Source organism: Halomonas sp. PAMB 3232 (genome assembly GCF_031954225.1).
GTDB lineage: Bacteria > Pseudomonadota > Gammaproteobacteria > Pseudomonadales > Halomonadaceae > Vreelandella.
Map to the genome: position 1 here is coordinate 2075252 of NZ_CP134865.1, position 16142 is coordinate 2091393.

General features: G+C 60.1%; 16 protein-coding genes and 2 tRNA genes. 10 read left to right on the top strand and 8 right to left on the bottom strand.

Annotated features, from left to right (window positions below; all coding sequences use genetic code 11):
• Positions 1–59: 59 nt before the first annotated feature.
• The 4 genes from RN346_RS09480 to RN346_RS09495 all read left to right on the top strand — a co-directional run bounded on the left by RN346_RS09480 (position 60) and on the right by RN346_RS09495 (position 3231).
• The gene (locus RN346_RS09480; protein WP_263587046.1) at positions 60–1103 is read left to right on the top strand and encodes a methionine ABC transporter ATP-binding protein; all 1044 of its coding nucleotides are present in this window, start codon (positions 60–62) and stop codon (positions 1101–1103) included.
• Positions 1084–1737: a methionine ABC transporter permease gene (locus RN346_RS09485; protein ID WP_263587045.1), complete on the top strand. Its 654-nt coding sequence runs from the start codon at positions 1084–1086 to the stop codon at positions 1735–1737. Before RN346_RS09480 ends, RN346_RS09485 begins: the two co-directional genes overlap by 20 nt.
• 117 nt (positions 1738–1854) lie before the next feature.
• Complete coding sequence (locus RN346_RS09490) at positions 1855–2649, top strand: MetQ/NlpA family ABC transporter substrate-binding protein (RefSeq protein ID WP_263587044.1); 795 nt, start codon at positions 1855–1857, stop codon at positions 2647–2649.
• Positions 2650–2751: 102 nt separating this feature from the next.
• Entirely contained in the window at positions 2752–3231 is a 480-nt protein-coding gene (locus RN346_RS09495) for a GAF domain-containing protein (protein WP_311958004.1), read from the top strand.
• A gap of 62 nt (positions 3232–3293) precedes the next feature.
• On the opposite strand, the gene RN346_RS09500 is transcribed toward RN346_RS09495, so the two are convergent.
• Both RN346_RS09500 and RN346_RS09505 read right to left on the bottom strand, forming a co-directional pair.
• A tRNA-Val gene (locus RN346_RS09500) sits at positions 3294–3370 on the bottom strand.
• Positions 3371–3406: 36 nt separating this feature from the next.
• Positions 3407–3483 (bottom strand) — tRNA-Val (locus RN346_RS09505).
• Positions 3484–3649: 166 nt separating this feature from the next.
• Here RN346_RS09505 and RN346_RS09510 point away from each other — a divergent pair.
• On the top strand, positions 3650–4720 hold the full coding sequence (locus tag RN346_RS09510) for an endonuclease/exonuclease/phosphatase family protein (protein WP_311958005.1): 1071 nt from the start codon (positions 3650–3652) through the stop codon (positions 4718–4720).
• An 18-nt stretch (positions 4721–4738) separates the two neighbouring features.
• Here RN346_RS09510 and RN346_RS09515 read toward each other — a convergent pair whose 3' ends face one another.
• Positions 4739–6115 (bottom strand): class II fumarate hydratase, encoded by a 1377-nt coding sequence (locus tag RN346_RS09515; RefSeq protein ID WP_311960971.1) that lies wholly within the window; start codon positions 6113–6115, stop codon positions 4739–4741.
• 306 nt (positions 6116–6421) lie between these two features.
• Here RN346_RS09515 and RN346_RS09520 point away from each other — a divergent pair, with 306 nt between their 5' ends.
• The gene (locus tag RN346_RS09520; protein WP_311960972.1) at positions 6422–6796 is read left to right on the top strand and encodes a phasin family protein; all 375 of its coding nucleotides are present in this window, start codon (positions 6422–6424) and stop codon (positions 6794–6796) included.
• Between the two features lie 29 nt (positions 6797–6825).
• Here the strand turns inward: RN346_RS09520 and hda are convergent, their stop codons facing one another.
• A complete protein-coding gene (hda, locus tag RN346_RS09525; RefSeq protein ID WP_311960973.1) occupies positions 6826–7530 on the bottom strand; it encodes a DnaA regulatory inactivator Hda in 705 nt (234 codons plus the stop codon).
• A complete protein-coding gene (locus RN346_RS09530) occupies positions 7527–8633 on the bottom strand; it encodes an AI-2E family transporter (RefSeq protein WP_263587038.1) in 1107 nt (368 codons plus the stop codon). The genes hda and RN346_RS09530 overlap by 4 nt, the downstream gene beginning before the upstream one ends.
• A gap of 195 nt (positions 8634–8828) precedes the next feature.
• Between RN346_RS09530 and purM the strand changes: the two genes are divergently transcribed.
• The gene (gene purM, locus RN346_RS09535) at positions 8829–9911 is read left to right on the top strand and encodes a phosphoribosylformylglycinamidine cyclo-ligase (RefSeq protein ID WP_311960974.1); all 1083 of its coding nucleotides are present in this window, start codon (positions 8829–8831) and stop codon (positions 9909–9911) included.
• On the top strand, positions 9908–10642 hold the full coding sequence (purN, locus tag RN346_RS09540; RefSeq protein WP_263587036.1) for a phosphoribosylglycinamide formyltransferase: 735 nt from the start codon (positions 9908–9910) through the stop codon (positions 10640–10642). The genes purM and purN overlap by 4 nt, the downstream gene beginning before the upstream one ends.
• Positions 10643–10720: 78 nt before the next feature.
• Here the strand turns inward: purN and dcd are convergent, their stop codons facing one another.
• The 3 genes from dcd to RN346_RS09555 form a co-directional block, all read right to left on the bottom strand.
• Complete coding sequence (gene dcd / locus RN346_RS09545; protein WP_252109239.1) at positions 10721–11287, bottom strand: dCTP deaminase; 567 nt, start codon at positions 11285–11287, stop codon at positions 10721–10723.
• Positions 11288–11296: 9 nt separating this feature from the next.
• A complete protein-coding gene (gene apbC / locus RN346_RS09550; RefSeq protein WP_311958010.1) occupies positions 11297–12097 on the bottom strand; it encodes an iron-sulfur cluster carrier protein ApbC in 801 nt (266 codons plus the stop codon).
• A gap of 145 nt (positions 12098–12242) precedes the next feature.
• Positions 12243–13562, bottom strand: coding sequence for a kinesin (locus RN346_RS09555; protein WP_311960975.1), 1320 nt, complete (start codon positions 13560–13562; stop codon positions 12243–12245).
• A 281-nt stretch (positions 13563–13843) separates the two neighbouring features.
• Here RN346_RS09555 and RN346_RS09560 point away from each other — a divergent pair, with 281 nt between their 5' ends.
• Together RN346_RS09560 and RN346_RS09565 are read left to right on the top strand one after the other, a co-directional pair.
• Positions 13844–14743, top strand: a complete 900-nt coding sequence (locus RN346_RS09560; RefSeq protein ID WP_311960976.1) for a GGDEF domain-containing protein — start codon at positions 13844–13846, stop codon at positions 14741–14743.
• Between the two features lie 125 nt (positions 14744–14868).
• Positions 14869–16059 carry an amino acid aminotransferase gene (locus tag RN346_RS09565; protein ID WP_311960977.1) on the top strand — a complete coding sequence of 397 codons (1191 nt, stop codon included), beginning with the start codon at positions 14869–14871 and terminating at the stop codon, positions 16057–16059.
• Positions 16060–16142: the final 83 nt, after the last annotated feature.

Below are 16142 nucleotides of genomic sequence, written 5' to 3' on the forward strand. Positions count from 1 at the left end.
TTAACCCTTTTTTTAACCCCGCCACTTCCCGTCTTCGGCCTCACATAAAGGCAGACGCCATGATCGAACTTAGTAACGTCAGTAAAACCTTCGGCAGCGGCCCCCGCGCGGTCCACGCCCTCAAGAACGTCAATCTCACCGTTCCAAGAGGCGCCATTCACGGCGTGATCGGGCTTTCCGGTGCTGGCAAGTCGACGCTGATTCGCTGCGTCAACCTGCTCGAGCGCCCGAGTGAAGGCCGCGTTTCGCTCGACGGCCGCGACATCACCACCCTCAAGCGGCGTGAGCTCAACCGCACTCGCCACCGCATCGGCATGATCTTTCAGCACTTCAACCTGCTGACCACGCGCACGGTCTTCGACAACGTCGCCCTGCCCCTGGAACTGATGGGTCAAAAGCGCGCCGATATCAAAACGCGCGTCACGCCGCTTTTGGAAATGGTGGGACTCGTCGACAAGGCTCGCATGTACCCCGCCCAGCTCTCCGGCGGCCAGAAGCAGCGCGTGGCGATCGCCCGGGCGCTGGCGAGCAACCCCCAGGTGCTGTTGTGCGACGAGGCGACCTCGGCGCTCGACCCGCAAACGACCAGCTCGATTCTCGAGCTTCTGCGCGACATCAACCAAACGCTTGGCATCACGATTCTGCTGATCACCCATGAAATGGAGGTGGTGAAGTCGATCTGCCACCGGGTCAGCCTGATCTCCGGCGGCGAGCTGGTCGAGGACGCCGACGTCGGCGACTTCTTCACTGCCCCCAGTACGCGGCTCGGCCGCGAGTTTCTCAACGACTTCTTGCAGCTCAGCCCGCCCAAGGAGCTGATCGCAAGACTCTCCGACACCCAAGGGCCGCAGAGCCATCCGGTCGTGCGTCTGACGTTCTCGGGCGATGCGGTTTCCACGCCGCTCATTTCGCGCCTCGCCCGCGAGTGTAGTGTCGATGTCAGCATTCTGCAGGCCAAGGTCGAATCCATTCAGGAGCGCACGCTGGGGCTGATGATCGCCGAACTTCTGGGAAGCCCCGAGCAGACCCAACAAGCCATGGCGTATCTTCAAGCGCATCAACTACAGGTAGAGGTACTAGGCTATGTCCAGCGCGATGTTTGATCTTGTTCTCCAGGCCACGCTCGATACGCTCTATATGGTCGCGGTCTCCGGGGTCATCGCGACGCTTTTAGGTCTGCCACTCGGCGTGCTGCTCTACGTGACCCGCCCGCGCCAGATCATGGCGATGCCGGTGCTCAACCAGGTGCTGAGCCTTGTCACCAACATCGGCCGCTCGATCCCCTTCATCATTCTGATGGTCGCCATCATTCCGTTCACGCGCATGCTGGTGGGCACCTCGATCGGCATCAACGCCGCCTCGGTGCCGCTAACCATCGCGGCGATTCCGTTCGTGGCACGCCTGATCGAAGGCGCACTCAACGAAATCTCGCCCGGGTTGGTCGAATCCGCCCAGGCGATGGGCGCCACCCCTTGGCAGATCATCTGCAAGGTGCTGATCCCCGAGGCGCGCGGCGGCATCATCACCGGCCTCACCATTACCGTAGTGACGCTGGTGAGCTACTCCGCGATGGCCGGCGCGGTCGGTGGCGGCGGGCTGGGGGATTTGGGCATTCGCTACGGCTACAATCGCTTCAACCCCACCATCATGCTGGTCACGGTGGTCGTGCTGGTGGTCATGGTGCAGGGTTTTCAGAGTCTGGGCGACTATCTGGTGCGCAAGAGCGACCGTAAATAGCGCCTTGAAATCGGCCGGCATGGCACATATATAACTCGAAAGCATTATGGGCCGGTTTTTTATTGCTATAATACCCATTACGTTAGAATCGTTACGCCCGTTAACAGGAGAGACATCATGCAAAAGCAGCTATTCGGCGGTTTGACCGCGCTGGCCCTGGCGATCAACGTCGCCAACGCGCAGGAAGCCAAAAGCATCAAAATGGGTACCGTGGCCGGCCCGGAAACCGAAGTGATGCAGGTTGCCGCGCGTATCGCCAAGGATGAGTACAACCTCGACGTCGAGATCATCGAGTTCACCGACTACGTCACGCCGAACGCCGCTCTTGCCGACGGTAGCCTGGACGCCAACGCTTACCAGCACGCGCCCTACCTCGAAACGATGAACAGTGACCGCGGCTACGATCTGGTCGCCGCCGGCTATACCTTCGTCTACCCGATTGGCGCCTACTCGGAGAAGTACGAGAGCCTCGATGAGCTGCCGGACGGCGCCCAGATCGCGCTGCCCAACGATCCGACCAACGAAGGCCGCTCGCTGATTCTGATGCATAACGAAGGCCTGATCACGCTCAACGACCCGGAGAACCTGGAAGCGACGCCGATCGACATCGCCGAGAACCCGCGCGATTTTCGCTTCCGCGAAATCGAAGCCGCTCAGCTTCCGCGCATTCTGCCGGACGTCGACATGGCGTTCATCAACAACACCTTCGCCCAGCCGGCAGGCCTGAGCCTGGACGATGCGCTGGTGCGCGAAGGTGCAGAGTCGCCCTACGTCAACCTGATCGCGGTAAGAAGCGGTGACGAGGAGCGAGAAGAGATCCAGCAGCTCGTCGACGCCTACCAGCGCGATGAAGTGATCGAAAAAGCCGAGGAGCTGTTCCAGGGCGGCGCGGTACCTGGCTGGACCGAATAACCGCTCACGGCAATGACAAACCGGCCTCATGAGACCGGGCATTCAGCAGGTCGGCCTTTATGGCCGACCTGTTTCATTTCAAGAGATCAAGGAGGCCCGCCCATGGCCTGCGCCGACTACGCACTGTTGAATCGCCAGCTCGAGTCGCTGCTCGACACCCGCGACTGGCTGACCAATACCGCTCAGACCTGCGCCTTCATCATGGAAGCGCTCGACTCACTCAATTGGGTCGGCTTTTATTTGCAGCAAACGCCCGAGCTTTTGAGTCTGGGCCCGTTTCAAGGCAAGCCCGCCTGCAACCCGATACCCTTCAGCAAGGGCGTGTGCGGGGCAGCAGCGCGTACTCAAACGACCCAGCGGGTCGACGACGTGCACGCCGTGGCGGATCACATCGCCTGCGACGCCGCCTCGAACGCAGAGCTGGTCGTCCCCATCGTGGTCGGTGGCAAGGTGTGGGGCGTACTCGATATCGATAGCCCAGAGCCCGCTCGCTTCAGCCAGGAAGATCAAGCCGGCATCGAGTCACTGGTCGCGACGTTCATCGCGCGCACCGACCTGCCCCTGCCCGGCAGCGCGGCCTGACGGTTTTACTTTCCACGCAACGCAAAACGCCCCGACCAAAAGGCCGGGGCGTTTTTGAATTCTGGTAGGACCAGGCGGATTTGAACCGCCGACCTCCACGATGTCAACGTGGCGCTCTAACCAACTGAGCTATGGTCCTTCACTATTCACCGATTCACTGCCTGAAAGCGGCAGATGGTAGGACCAGGCGGATTTGAACCGCCGACCTCCACGATGTCAACGTGGCGCTCTAACCAACTGAGCTATGGTCCTTCAGTGCGGTGCGTATTCTATCTTTTCACGGCGTAATTGCAACCGTTTTTTTATCGAACGCTTTTTTATAGAGTGTTGAAAAGAAAGTTCTCTTTTACATCGACACGTCTTTCGACAGCCAGCTAAGCTTACTCGTGTATTGTTATCCCATGTTAAGGAGGCTGGTTTGCCTGAGCTCTTGTTGGGCGGCATTTCGCTGCTCTTGCTGCTTGTCACGGCGGTCCCGCACATTCGTCTGCGATGGTGGCTTGTTCGCAGCTTCGAATTTCCCCGTGTTCAAATCGCCATCGCCGCCCTTTTAAACGCCTTGGCCGTTTATTTCCTGCTCGACCCCGGCCATTGGCGCTCCGTCGCCGGCATTTTCTCGCTGATCGCCCTGTTCGTGCAGGTCGGCTACATACTGCCCTGGACGAAACTCTGGCCTCTTGAGGTTCAAAACGCAAAAAACCCGCCTGAAGATCAAACCCTCAAGCTGTTGGTCTCCAACGTGCTGACGCCCAACCGCAATGCCAAGGGTCTGATCGAGTTGATCGAAACGAATCAGCCGGACATCGTTTTAACGCTTGAATCGGATCAGTGGTGGGGCGACCAGCTCGACGCTGCCCTGAACGAAAGATGGCCATATAGCGTTCGAGTACCGCTGGACAATCTTTACGGCATGCACCTCTATTCGCGCCTCGAATTGACCGACACCGAAGTCAAATGGCTGATCCAGGACGACATTCCGTCGGTGCACACTTACGTTACGCTGGCAAGCGGCGCGCGGATACGCCTTTACGCAGTTCACCCACGCCCACCTGCCCCCAGCGAAAGTGACAAGTCACTATGGCGCGATGCCGAACTTTTATGGGTAGGTAAACACATCCACGAAGATCCGAAACCCTCCCTGGTCGCGGGGGATCTCAACGATGTCGCCTGGTCGCGTACCACGCGGCGCTTCTGTCGCGTAGGCGGCATGCTCGACCCACGCCGCGGGCGCGGCATGTTCAGCACCTTTCATGCCAACTATCCGTTCATGCGCTGGCCGCTGGACCATATTTTCGTCACCGAGCACTTCACTTTGGTCGACATGCATCGACTGGAAGGATTTGGCTCGGACCACTTCCCGATTCTCGCCACCTTCTGCTATCGCCCTTCTCGTCAGGACGAGCAGCCAACGCCGGATGCAAGCGAAGAGGAGCGTGAAGAGGCCGACGAGACGATTGTTGAGGGCAAGACGGAGAAACAGGAGAAGTAACCCGCCCTGCCCGTTGGCTCACTCCGGAACGCCGCCTTTAGTCAGCACGGCCGGATCAAGCAGCCGCTCGAGGGTCTCGCGATCCAGATCGGTCTCCTCCTCTGCCACATCGATGATCGGCCGCCGTGCCTGGTACGCCTTCTTGGCGACCGCAGCGGCGGCGTTGTAGCCGATGGTGCTGTTGAGCGCGGTCACGAGGATGGGATTTCGCGCCAGCGGCTCCTGCAGATGATCCTCGCGTACCTTGAAGGTGGCGATCGCGCGGGTGGCCAGAAGGCTTGCGGTATTGCTCATTAGCGTGATTGAGCTTAGAAGATTCGAGGCTACCAGCGGCAGCATGACGTTGAGCTGAAAGTTACCGCTTTGCCCGGCCACGGTGATAGCGCTATCGAGGCCGATCACCTGGGCAGCTGCCTGGGCCGCGGATTCGGGAATCACCGGATTCACCTTACCCGGCATGATGGAACTTCCCGGCTGCAGCGCCTCGAGTTCAATTTCCCCAAGCCCCGCGAGCGGCCCGGAGTTCATCCAGCGAAGGTCGTTGGCGATCTTCATCACCACGCAGGCAAACCCTTTGAGCTGGCCCGAAAGTTCGACGGCGGCGTCCTGGCTCGAAAGACTGGCGAAAAAGCTGTCGTTGGGCGTAAACGAAAGCCCGGTCTGACGGCTGAGCTCGTCGGCCATCTTCTCGGCAAAGCCTTCCGGCGCGTTGATACCGGTACCCACGGCGGTACCGCCCTGGGCCAGGCGCTGTAAGCGCGTCATGGCGCTATCAAAACGCTCGATGGCCTGGCCGACCTGGCTCGACCACGCGCCAAGCTCCTGGTCCATACGCAGCGGCATGGCATCCATCAGGTGGGTGCGTCCGGTCTTGACGACGTTCTTGAGCTCCTCGGCGCGCTGGTCGATCGCATCGCGCAGGGTCAACAGTGCCGGGCGCAGCGACTCCTTGACGGCGATCGCGGCGGCGACGTGAATGGCGCTGGGGATGACATCGTTGCTCGACTGCCCCATGTTGACGTGATCGTTGGGGGTGACCTCGACGCCTTCACGGGAGGCAAGGGTCGCCAGCACCTCGTTGACGTTCATGTTGGTCGAGGTGCCGGAGCCGGTCTGGTAGACATCGATGGGGAACTGGTCGTCGTGCTCGCCGTCGATCACCGCCTGAGCGGCTTTCTCGATGGCGCGGGCGCGCGACTCGTCGAGATGGCCAAGCGAGAGGTTGCTGCGCGCAGCGGCAAGCTTGATGCGGGCTACCGCATGAACGAAAGCGGTGGGCATGGGCGTGTTCGATACCGGAAAGTTATTGATTGCCCGCTGGGTTTGAGCGCCATACAGCGCGCTTGCCGGTACCTCGAGCTCTCCCATGCTGTCGCGCTCGATACGTGTTTCCATACGTTTTCTCCTTAAGAGCGAGCCGCTCGTTCGGCTGGCGTTGACGCGTTTAGCAAACTACCCACTTTACCCTAGCCATTGGAGCGGCTATCGACAACGTCGAGCCGATTGATAACGCCATTCGTGCGTTCGGCCAGCCTCTACAGGGCGCTTCGAAAACGCTCATGTTGCAGTGCACAAAAACCGTTGTTAAGCTTCATGGCAGCAGCCATTCGCATGACCAGTAGAAAACTGTCGTAATGCGAGCAAGGACAAGGTGCGCGAACAAGGCCTTGTGCGTTTCAAATGACTAACGGGAGAAATATCATGGCAACGTTCAATCACTCGCCGATCAACGAGCAGTTCCACTCGCTTTTTCTGGGCCCCTTGCAGGCCTGCGTTTCGCTTGGCGTAGATACTTCAGAGAAGCTGGTCAACGCTCAGCTCAGCGCGCAAAAGGCCTACGTCGACTTGGGTCTGGAGCAGGCGCGCCAGCTGATGCAGGTGAAGGACAGCACTGAGCTTCGCGAGTACATGGAAGGCCAGCAGCGCGTGGCCAAAACGCTGGCCGAACGCGTCAAGGGCGATGCCGATCAAATGACATCGATTCAGCGCGACTTCTTTCAAAAAAGCCAAAAGCTGACCGAAGAGAACGTGCAAAAGGCGCAGCAACTGGCCAGCAACCTGCGGAAAACCGCCTAGCGGCCAATCGCCCGATCAATGTCGGGCGACTACCAGCCAAGTGCGGATTTGACGAAGGGAATCGTCAATTTGCGCTTGGCCGATAGCGAGGCTTGATCGAGAGTTTCGATCGCCGCGCAAAGCTCGCCAAGCTCCCGCGGGCCGCGGTGTAAAATATAGCGGGCCACGTCGTCGGGAAGCTCCATTCCCCTGGCGCCGGCGCGCAGCTTCAATGCCTGCAGCCGGTCCGCGTCGTCCAGCGAATGCAGGTGATACGTCACTCCGAAACTCAGTCGTGAAGCCAAGTCCGACAGCGCCACGTTGAGTTGGCGCGGCGGGGCGCTGGCGGCGATGATCAGCCCTTTGCCTGCGTCACGCAGCCGGTTGAAGGCATGGAAAAGCGCTTCTTCCCAGCGCTTGCGTCCAACCACGCACTCCAGATCGTCGATCGCCACCAGGTCGAGGCGTTCGATATCCTCGAGCATCAATGGCGGGAAGTGCCCCAAATCCGCCAGCGGCAAATAGAGCGCGCGCTTGTCACGATCCGAGGCGGCGTGGCAGGCGGCCTGCAACAGGTGGCTTCGCCCGCTACCGGGCGAGCCCCATAGATAGACGAAGGGTTCCGCGTCCGGCTCGAGCTGGCGGCCAAGCGAGGTCAGAAGTGAGGCATTGGCACTGGATGCGAAGTAGTTATCGAAGGTGGCGTCGTCGCGAAGCCCGACGCCCAGCGGCAGCTGAGCCGGCACTCTGCTCATGGAATCTCCCTGTCCCTGTCGTGATCGAGCCGGTTGAGCGACTTGGCGCCGGTAAGCTTCGCCTCGCCGTACAGCTCGCTATTTTTATACCGCTCGATCACCTCGCGCAGAAGCACCATGATGACCGCCGCGGCGGGTAGCGCCAATAGTACGCCAGTCAGTCCAAAAAGACTGCCCCCGGCCAGTACGGCGAAGATCACCGCCACTGGATGCAGGCCGATCTTGTCGCCCAAAAGCTTTGGCTGTAGTACCACGCTCTCCATTACCTGACCCACGCTAAACACGGCCAGTACGCCAACAAGCCCCCACCAACTTTCGAACTGGAAAAACGCGACCACCAGCGCCACCCCCAACCCAACGATGAACCCCAAAAAAGGCACGATGCTGACAAGGCCCGACACCACGCCAATCAAAAGGCCGAAATTGAGCCCGATCAGCGTAAGTCCTAGTGCGTAGATCACGCCAAGGCTCAGCATGACCAGAAGTTGGCCGCGCAGGAATGCGGCCAGCACCGCGTCGCAGCGTTTGGCGAGTCTGGCGGTATCGCGGGCGTAGTGGCGCGGCACCAGATCCGCCATGTTGGCCAGCAGGCGGTCCCAGTCGAGCAGCAAATAGAACGTGACCACGGGAATCAGCGCCACGTAGGTGATCCAGGTGACGAACGCCGCCCCGGAACGGCCGATGCTCGCCAGCGCCTGGGCCAGATAACCGCCGGCGTCGCGCCAATTCTCCAACAGCGTGGCTCTCACGTTGCCAAGTTCGGCGCGCACGTCATAGCCGGTCCACTCCAGCACCTGGGGTGCCAGGCGATTTTCGACCCAGGTGAAGATGTCCGGCAGCGCCTCGCCAAGCTGCTTGATCTGCGAGACGATCAGCGGAATCAGGATCAACAGCGCCGCGGCCAGCAGTAAAAAGAGCGCGACGAAGACGCTGGCCACCGCCAGCGGGCGCTTCATGCCCCACTGCTGGAGTTTGTTGGCGATAGGGTCGACCAGATAAGCGAGGATCATGCCTGCCACGAACGGCATCAGCACCGAATCCAGCAGGTACACAAGGCCCACCAGCAGCAGGATAAACACCACAGCCCAGGTAGAGTGGCGCATACTCGAATCGCTCCTTAAATGGTCGCCTGTCGCGACATAACGTCATGTTATCGTTGTAAGATAACGTGTCTTGCACGATAACTCGACAGGACAATGCGGCAATCGATGCCAAATGGTACAATCCGCCGAATTATCGGCCGCCCGCGGCCGCGACCCTTCCTATCCCGTACTGCCATAGGCTCCAAAGGACCTGTCATGACCCAGACAACCCCTCCTCCGGCTTCCCCGTCACTTAGCTACAAGGATGCCGGAGTCGATATCGATGCCGGCAACGCCCTGGTAGAGCGTATCAAGCACGTGGCCAAGCGCACGACGCGCCCCGAGGTCATGGGCGGTCTGGGTGGTTTCGGCGCGCTTTGCGAACTGCCCGAGGGCTACCGTCAGCCGGTGTTGGTCACCGGTACCGACGGCGTGGGCACCAAGCTGCGCCTGGCGATGGATCTTGGCAAGCACGACACCATTGGAATCGACCTTGTCGCCATGTGCGTCAACGACCTGGTCGTTGCCGGCGCCGAGCCGTTTCTGTTTCTCGACTACTACGCTACGGGCAAGCTCGATGTCGATATCGCCGCCGACGTAGTGACCGGCATCGGCACCGGCTGCGAGCAAGCGGGCTGCGCGCTGGTCGGCGGTGAAACCGCGGAAATGCCGGGCATGTACGAAGGCAATGACTACGACCTGGCCGGCTTCTGCGTCGGTGTGGTCGAAAAATCCGAGATTCTCGACGGAAGCCAGGTCGACGAAGGCGACGTGCTGCTGGGCCTCGCCTCGTCCGGCCCTCACTCCAACGGCTACTCGCTGATTCGAAAGATTCTTGAGGTCAGCGAGTCTGCCCTCGATGAGCCGCTGGATGGCCAGCCGCTGGGCGATGCGCTGATGGCGCCGACGCGCATCTACGTCAAGTCGCTGCTTTCCATGCTGCGCGAAAGCGAGCTTTCGATTCACGCGCTGTCGCACATCACCGGCGGTGGCCTTTTAGAAAACATCCCCCGCGTACTGCCGGAGCACCTGGCCGCACGGGTCGACGTCAGTACCTGGAAGCGCCCGGAGGTTTTCAACTGGCTGCAGGCCAAGGGCAACGTCAGCGAAGTGGAGATGCACCGGGTGCTCAACTGCGGCATTGGCATGGTGGTAGTCGTGCCCCAAGCGCAGGCCGACGAGGCGATGAGCTATTTGCAGGATCAGGGCGAAACCGTTTACCGCATCGGTGAAATCGTCAAGCGCGAAGAGGACGCGGTGATTCTCGAGAACCTGGCCGCGGGAGAGGCCAGCCAGTGAGCGATAACGAGTACACAAGCGACACGCTCAACGACATGACTCCAGAGCCGGTCGATCAGCGCCGCATCGTGGTGCTTATTTCCGGCAGCGGCAGCAACCTGGCAGCGCTGATCGAAGCCCAGAATCACGACCGGTTGGGCGGCGAAATCGTCGCGGTGATCTCCAACGAGCCCGCCGCGTTCGGGCTCAAGCGCGCCCACGAAGCCGGCATCGAAGCCGTTGCGCTGCCCCACCGCGAGTACGAAAGCCGCGAGGCCTATGACGGCGCGCTGATCAAGGTGATCGAGCGCCACGAGCCGGACCTGATCGTGCTGGCAGGCTTCATGCGCATTTTGACGCCGCGCTTCGTACAGCGCTTTCTGGGCAGAATGCTCAACATCCACCCGTCGCTTTTACCTGACTACCAGGGGCTCAACACCCACGCCCGAGCGCTGGCCGACGGGCGCGATCTGCATGGCTGTAGCGTGCACTTCGTCACCGAGGAGCTCGACGGCGGCCCGGTCGTGCTGCAGGCCGAGTGTCGCATCGATGAAGACGACGATGAGCAGCGGCTAAAAGACAAGGTGCACGCCCGCGAGCATCTGATTCTGCCCATTGCCGTGCAGTGGTTTTTGCAGGGCCGGCTCAACTACTCAAGCGATAAGGTCACCATCGACGGCCAGCCGCTACCGCCCCAGGGGATGCGCCTGTCTCATGACGACGCCGCCGAAGAGCTCGACGAAGACGTTTGACGGCTCCCTTGATAGCAAAAAGCGCGCCTTCCCGGGTGCGCTTTTTTTATGCGGCTGTTGATGCGATGACCTGTGAGGTCAGGTACGTGGCAGCGTCACGCCGCGCTGGCCCATGTACTTGCCGCCCCGATCCTTGTAGGAGGTTTCACACTCCTCGTCGGCGGCGAGAAAAAGCATCTGCGCCACCCCTTCGTGGGCGTAAATCTTCGCCGGAAGATTGGTGGTGTTGGAGAACTCCAGCGTCACATGGCCCTCCCACTCTGGCTCCAGGGGCGTGACGTTGACGATGATACCGCAGCGCGCGTAGGTGGATTTCCCCAGGCAAATGGTGAGCACGTTACGCGGGATACGGAAGTACTCCACGGTGCGCGCCAACGCAAAGGAGTTGGGCGGAATGATGCAGACATCGCCCTTCACGTCGACGAAGCTCTTGTCATCGAAGGCCTTGGGGTCGACGATCGCCGAGTGGATGTTGGTGAACACCTTGAACTCGTCGGAGCAGCGCACGTCGTAGCCGTAGCTCGATGTGCCGTAGGAGATGACCCGCTGGTCGTTGACGTGGCGCACCTGCCCCGGCTCGAAGGGCTCGATCATGGCGTCACTTTGCGCCATGCGGCGAATCCACTTGTCAGACTGAATACTCATTGCTGCTCATCACTCGCTAAAGGAAATCGTGGGGCCGCTTTGTTGCGTTCCCATCACCGAAGCCGCCACCTGGCGGGCGATTTCGGCAAAGGTTTGGCTCTCGTCGCTTTCGGGGCTCGAGACCACCGTGGGCTTGCCGGAGTCCGCCAGCTCGCGAATGGACATCGCCAGCGGAAGGCGCCCCAACACTTTCGTGGCGTACTCCTGAGCGATGCGCTCGCCGCCGCCAGTACCGAAAATGGCCGCCTCATGGCCACAGCTTTCGCACTTGTAAAGGCTCATGTTCTCGACCACGCCCACCACCGGCACGTTGACCTTGCGAAACATCTCGATGCCCTTGCGCGCATCCAGAAGCGCGATATCCTGGGGGGTCGTGACGATCACCGCGCCGGATACCGGCACCTTTTGGGCAAGTGTCAACTGGATGTCGCCGGTGCCAGGCGGCATGTCGATCAGCAGAAAGTCGAGCTCGCCCCACTGGGTCTGATTGAGCATCTGCTGAAAGGCGCCAACGACCATCGGGCCACGCCACACCATCGCATCGCGGGAATTGACCAAAAACGCCATCGACATTGCCTTGAGCCCGTGGGCCTGAAGCGGCATAAACGCGTTTTCACCGGCAGGCTGAGGCCGCGTGCCCTCTTCCACACCGAGCATTTGCGCCTGGCTTGGGCCATAGATATCGGCGTCGAGCACTCCAACGCGATACCCCTGGGCGGCGAGCGCCAGCGCCAGGTTTACGGTGACGGTGGATTTCCCCACGCCCCCCTTGCCGGACGCTACTGCGATTATGTGCTTGATCCCATCCATTGTACGCTCCTTTGCACAGCGTTTAAGTGGCTAAATCATACGCGCTGGCGCCCGGTTCATAAACTCGAAACGATAAAAAGCGGGTACGGCGTTTGCCGTACCCGCGTAGCGACTTCTTAATGCTGCCCGTTCAAGGGAAAACGCTTTACTGGGCAGCACTCTGCTCGTCGGTTTCCTCCTCGCCTTCATCGTCCTGCGAAGAAGCGCCGTTGGATTGGCCGGACTGGTTTGAGCTCTGACCAGTCGGGCTCTGTCCAGTCGGACTCTGTCCACCCTGATTCTGCGCGCTGCTCTGACCATTCTGTCCGCTTTGGCCCTGTGACCCCTGGCCCTGACGGTTCTGGGCTTGACCAGACTCCCCCTGAGACGACTGGCTCTGTCCACTCTGACCACCCTGATTCGACTGCTGGCCGTTGGGAGCCAGATTGGGCACCTCGTCTTCGCTGGCGTCGTCGACTTCAAGGCGAGCGTCGAGCGCGGATAGTTCTTCGCGCCAGTCGCTGAGCTGACTTTCCAGCCGCTCGAGCTGCTGCTCACGCGTTTCGATATCGCTTTCGACGTTTGAGAGCTCTTCGCGACCCATATCCAGGGCCACCATGAGATCGTCCATTTCCGAGCGAACCTGTGTCAGGCTCTGCGCCTGCTCATCGCGCTGTTCGGTGAGCGAATCGATTTCCGACTGAAGATCATCGCGCTCGCTGCTTGCGCTTTCACGCTCGCTTTCCAGCTGATCGACCTCCTGCTGGGCACTGTCGATCTCTTCTTGTAGTGATGCGAGGCGCTCTTCGGCGTCGCTCACCTGGCTTTCGAGCTCCTCGAGCTGCTGCTGAGCTTCGTTTTGCGCGTCGAGTACCTGCTGACGCTGCTCTTCGGCCTGCTGGCGTGCGGTTTCCGCTTCCTGACGGGCCTCTTCGGCGCCTTCACGCGCCTGCTCGATCTGGTTCAGATTCGACTGCGCTTCATCACGCGTCGAGGTGATCTCGTCACGCTCGTCGCGCAGCGACTGCATGTTTTCCTGAGCGTTTTGAAGCTCCTGTTCGAGGCTCTCGACTTCCTTTTCGAGCGAATCGCGCTGGTTTTGAAGTTCTTCGAGACGCGACTGAATCGTTTGGGCCTCTTCCTCGGCCTGCTGCACGCTTTGCTGGGCCTCCGCCTGGCGCTGCTCGAGCGATGCAATCTCTTCGCGCATCGCGCCGAGGTCGGTTTCCGCCTGCTCGATTTCGCTAACGCGCTGGCTCAGGCGCTGATTTTGCTGCTCGGACGTCGCCAAATCGTTTTCCAGAACGTCGATACGATCGCGATGGGTATTGGCGTTGGACTGCGCCATGATGGCCCAAACGACGGCCACGGCGGCAATACCGGCAATGGCCCGAACGCGGTTATGTTTGAAGAGCTCGCTGGTGCTGAGCTTGCCGCCGCGGGGCTGACCGGCGGGTTGTTGATCCAGCTTGGTGTCGTCTGCCATGGTGCGTCCCTGAGGAATCTGTTGATTTTCAAAGTTGGTATTTAAAAACAGTAGTTAACTTGCCCGACACCCGCCAGTTATTCTCCCAGAACATCGTTTCAACGCAGTCAACGTTAGCCAACCATTAAATAATTATGTGACTAAAAACGGCCATGGTTATGACGATAAAATATAAAGATCCACGGTCGATGTCAGTAAAGGCTTACAGAAACCCGGTCGTTAACACGCTACCCTGTCAGCTCATTTTTCATTTTTTCAACGTTTCCCATGTGGTACACCGCATGTACGTGATCAATTCATCCTTGACGGCGCCCACCACCGAAGCGCTTCTGCCCTGCCTGCCGGGGGTCATATTCCAGCTCGACCGCTCGCCAGATGGCACCCTGCGTTTTACCTATCTGGAAGGCGATCGCGACATACTCGACCACCTGGACCGCGCGGCACTGACCGACAGCGCCAATGAGGCTATTGCACAGCTCACCGGCGAACACTGGCCGATGGTGAGTGCCGCCATCGAGCGCTCTGCGCGCTGGCTTGTGCCGTTGGCCACCCGTTTTCGGCTTTGCCATCCCTCTCGCAAGGCTTACTGGATCGGCGTTAGCGCGTCACCAGTGCGCGCCGACGACGGCGTTCGCTTCAACGGCATGATGATGAACATCACAGGCCAGGTGGTGAACGAGCAGCGCCTCGAGAAACGCTGCCATACCGACGTGCTGACGGGGCTTCCCAACCGCCGCAAGCTAATGCTGGAGCTCAACCGTTTGAGCATGGTCAGCGAGCAAGACTCGACCCCCTTTTCGATCATGATGATCGATGTCGATCACTTCAAACGCTTCAACGATCGGTTTGGTCACGCCTACGGCGATGAGATTCTGCGCGCGTTGGCCGAGCGCACCAGAGCGCTTTTGCGCGACAGCGACATGCTGGCAAGACTGGGGGGTGAAGAGTTCGTGGCGGTGGCACCACGCACAACGCTTGGCCACTGTTACCGCGTCGCCGAGCGCGTGCGCGACAGTATCGCGAAGCTCGATTTGGGCGCCGGCACCGGGGAGGTCACCATCAGCATCGGGGTCGCTGAGTACCGCTCGCAGGAGATACTCGCCACACTTTTGAAGCGCGCAGACAAGGCGCTTTATCGCGCCAAGGACACCGGGCGAGACTGCGTTTACTCCATCCAGTGAAGCCAGGGCGCTCAAGACGGCGACTCTTTTACCGATTACCCGGCCAGCGGTGTGGCAGTTCCCGTAACGCGATGGCATCATAAAGCGCTGCATATTATTCATCGCTTAACGAGGTAGTCATTTCAATGTTCGAGCATATTGAGCGGGTCCCGGGTGATGCCATTCTTGGACTGATCGATGCTTTCAAAAAAGACACCAACCCACAGAAAGTGGATTTGGGCGTCGGCGTTTATCGCGATGCCAACGGCAATACGCCGATCATGCGCGCCGTCAAGGAAGCAGAGGCTCGTCTGCTCAATAACGAAACGACCAAAACCTACATTGGCTCTCACGGCGCGCCCGCCTACGGTGAAGCCGTGCTGCCGATCGTACTGGGTGAAAACTCGAGCGTACTGAGCCAGAAACGCGCCAGCGCCACCCAGTCCCCCGGCGGCACCGGCGCGCTGCGATTGGCGGCGGACTTCATCGCCGGCCAGATGCCGGGCAAGGGCATCTGGGTCAGCGACCCCACCTGGCCGAACCACCACGGTATTTTCACCTCGGCAGGTATCGAGCTTCACAAGTACCCCTACGTCGACCCGGACAACCGCCTGGACTTCGAAGGCATGGTCAGCGCGCTCAAGAAGATTCCCGAGGGGGACGTTGTCGTGCTGCACGCGTGCTGTCACAACCCGACCGGCTTCGATCTCTCCCAGGCGCAGTGGCAGGAAGTGCTCGAGATTGTGAAAGAGCGCAAGCTTCTACCGCTGGTCGATTTCGCCTACCAGGGCTTTGGTGAAGGGCTGGAAGAGGACGCTTACGGCGTACGCCTTCTCGCAGAGAACCTGGATGAGGTGATCATCACCAGCTCCTGCTCAAAGAACTTCGGCATCTATTGTGAGCGTACCGGTGCGCTGATTCTGGTGGCGAAGGACGAAGAGCAGATGGAGAACGTGCGCTCTCAGGTCGCCATCGTTGCGCGCGAAAACTACTCCAATCCGCCGGCGCACGGCGGTGCCATCGTCAGCGAAATTCTCCACGACCCGGAGCTTTGCCAGATGTGGCGTGAAGAGCTGACCGAAATGCGCGATCGCATCAATACGCTGCGCCGCGATTTCGTCGAAGCGCTCAGGCCTTATGGCCTCGCTGACAAGTACGCTTGCGTTGCCGAGCAGCGTGGCATGTTCTCCTACACCGGCCTGACACCGGAGCAGGTCGACCGTCTGCGCGACGAGTTCGGCATCTACATGGTGCGTTCGGGCCGGGCCAACGTGGCCGGTTTCTCCCAGGAGAACCTGCCCTATCTGGCCAAGGCGATCGCCGCCGTCAACGAGTAACGCAGTACCTTCACAAGCGCCCAGACAATCGTCTGGGCGCTTTTGTTTCCGATCATCAAAACTGACCGATCAGTCAAATTTCC

Coding starts and splice junctions, on each gene's coding strand:
- RN346_RS09480 (WP_263587046.1), top strand. CDS start 60: ATGATCGAACTTAGTAACGTCAGTAAAACCTTCGGCAGCGGCCCCCGC.
- RN346_RS09485 (WP_263587045.1), top strand. CDS start 1,084: ATGTCCAGCGCGATGTTTGATCTTGTTCTCCAGGCCACGCTCGATACG.
- RN346_RS09490 (WP_263587044.1), top strand. CDS start 1,855: ATGCAAAAGCAGCTATTCGGCGGTTTGACCGCGCTGGCCCTGGCGATC.
- RN346_RS09495 (WP_311958004.1), top strand. CDS start 2,752: ATGGCCTGCGCCGACTACGCACTGTTGAATCGCCAGCTCGAGTCGCTG.
- RN346_RS09515 (WP_311960971.1), bottom strand. CDS start 6,115: ATGGAAACACGTATCGAGCGCGACAGCATGGGAGAGCTCGAGGTACCG.
- RN346_RS09520 (WP_311960972.1), top strand. CDS start 6,422: ATGGCAACGTTCAATCACTCGCCGATCAACGAGCAGTTCCACTCGCTT.
- hda (WP_311960973.1), bottom strand. CDS start 7,530: ATGAGCAGAGTGCCGGCTCAGCTGCCGCTGGGCGTCGGGCTTCGCGAC.
- RN346_RS09530 (WP_263587038.1), bottom strand. CDS start 8,633: ATGCGCCACTCTACCTGGGCTGTGGTGTTTATCCTGCTGCTGGTGGGC.
- purM (WP_311960974.1), top strand. CDS start 8,829: ATGACCCAGACAACCCCTCCTCCGGCTTCCCCGTCACTTAGCTACAAG.
- dcd (WP_252109239.1), bottom strand. CDS start 11,287: ATGAGTATTCAGTCTGACAAGTGGATTCGCCGCATGGCGCAAAGTGAC.
- apbC (WP_311958010.1), bottom strand. CDS start 12,097: ATGGATGGGATCAAGCACATAATCGCAGTAGCGTCCGGCAAGGGGGGC.
- RN346_RS09555 (WP_311960975.1), bottom strand. CDS start 13,562: ATGGCAGACGACACCAAGCTGGATCAACAACCCGCCGGTCAGCCCCGC.
- RN346_RS09560 (WP_311960976.1), top strand. CDS start 13,844: ATGTACGTGATCAATTCATCCTTGACGGCGCCCACCACCGAAGCGCTT.
- RN346_RS09565 (WP_311960977.1), top strand. CDS start 14,869: ATGTTCGAGCATATTGAGCGGGTCCCGGGTGATGCCATTCTTGGACTG.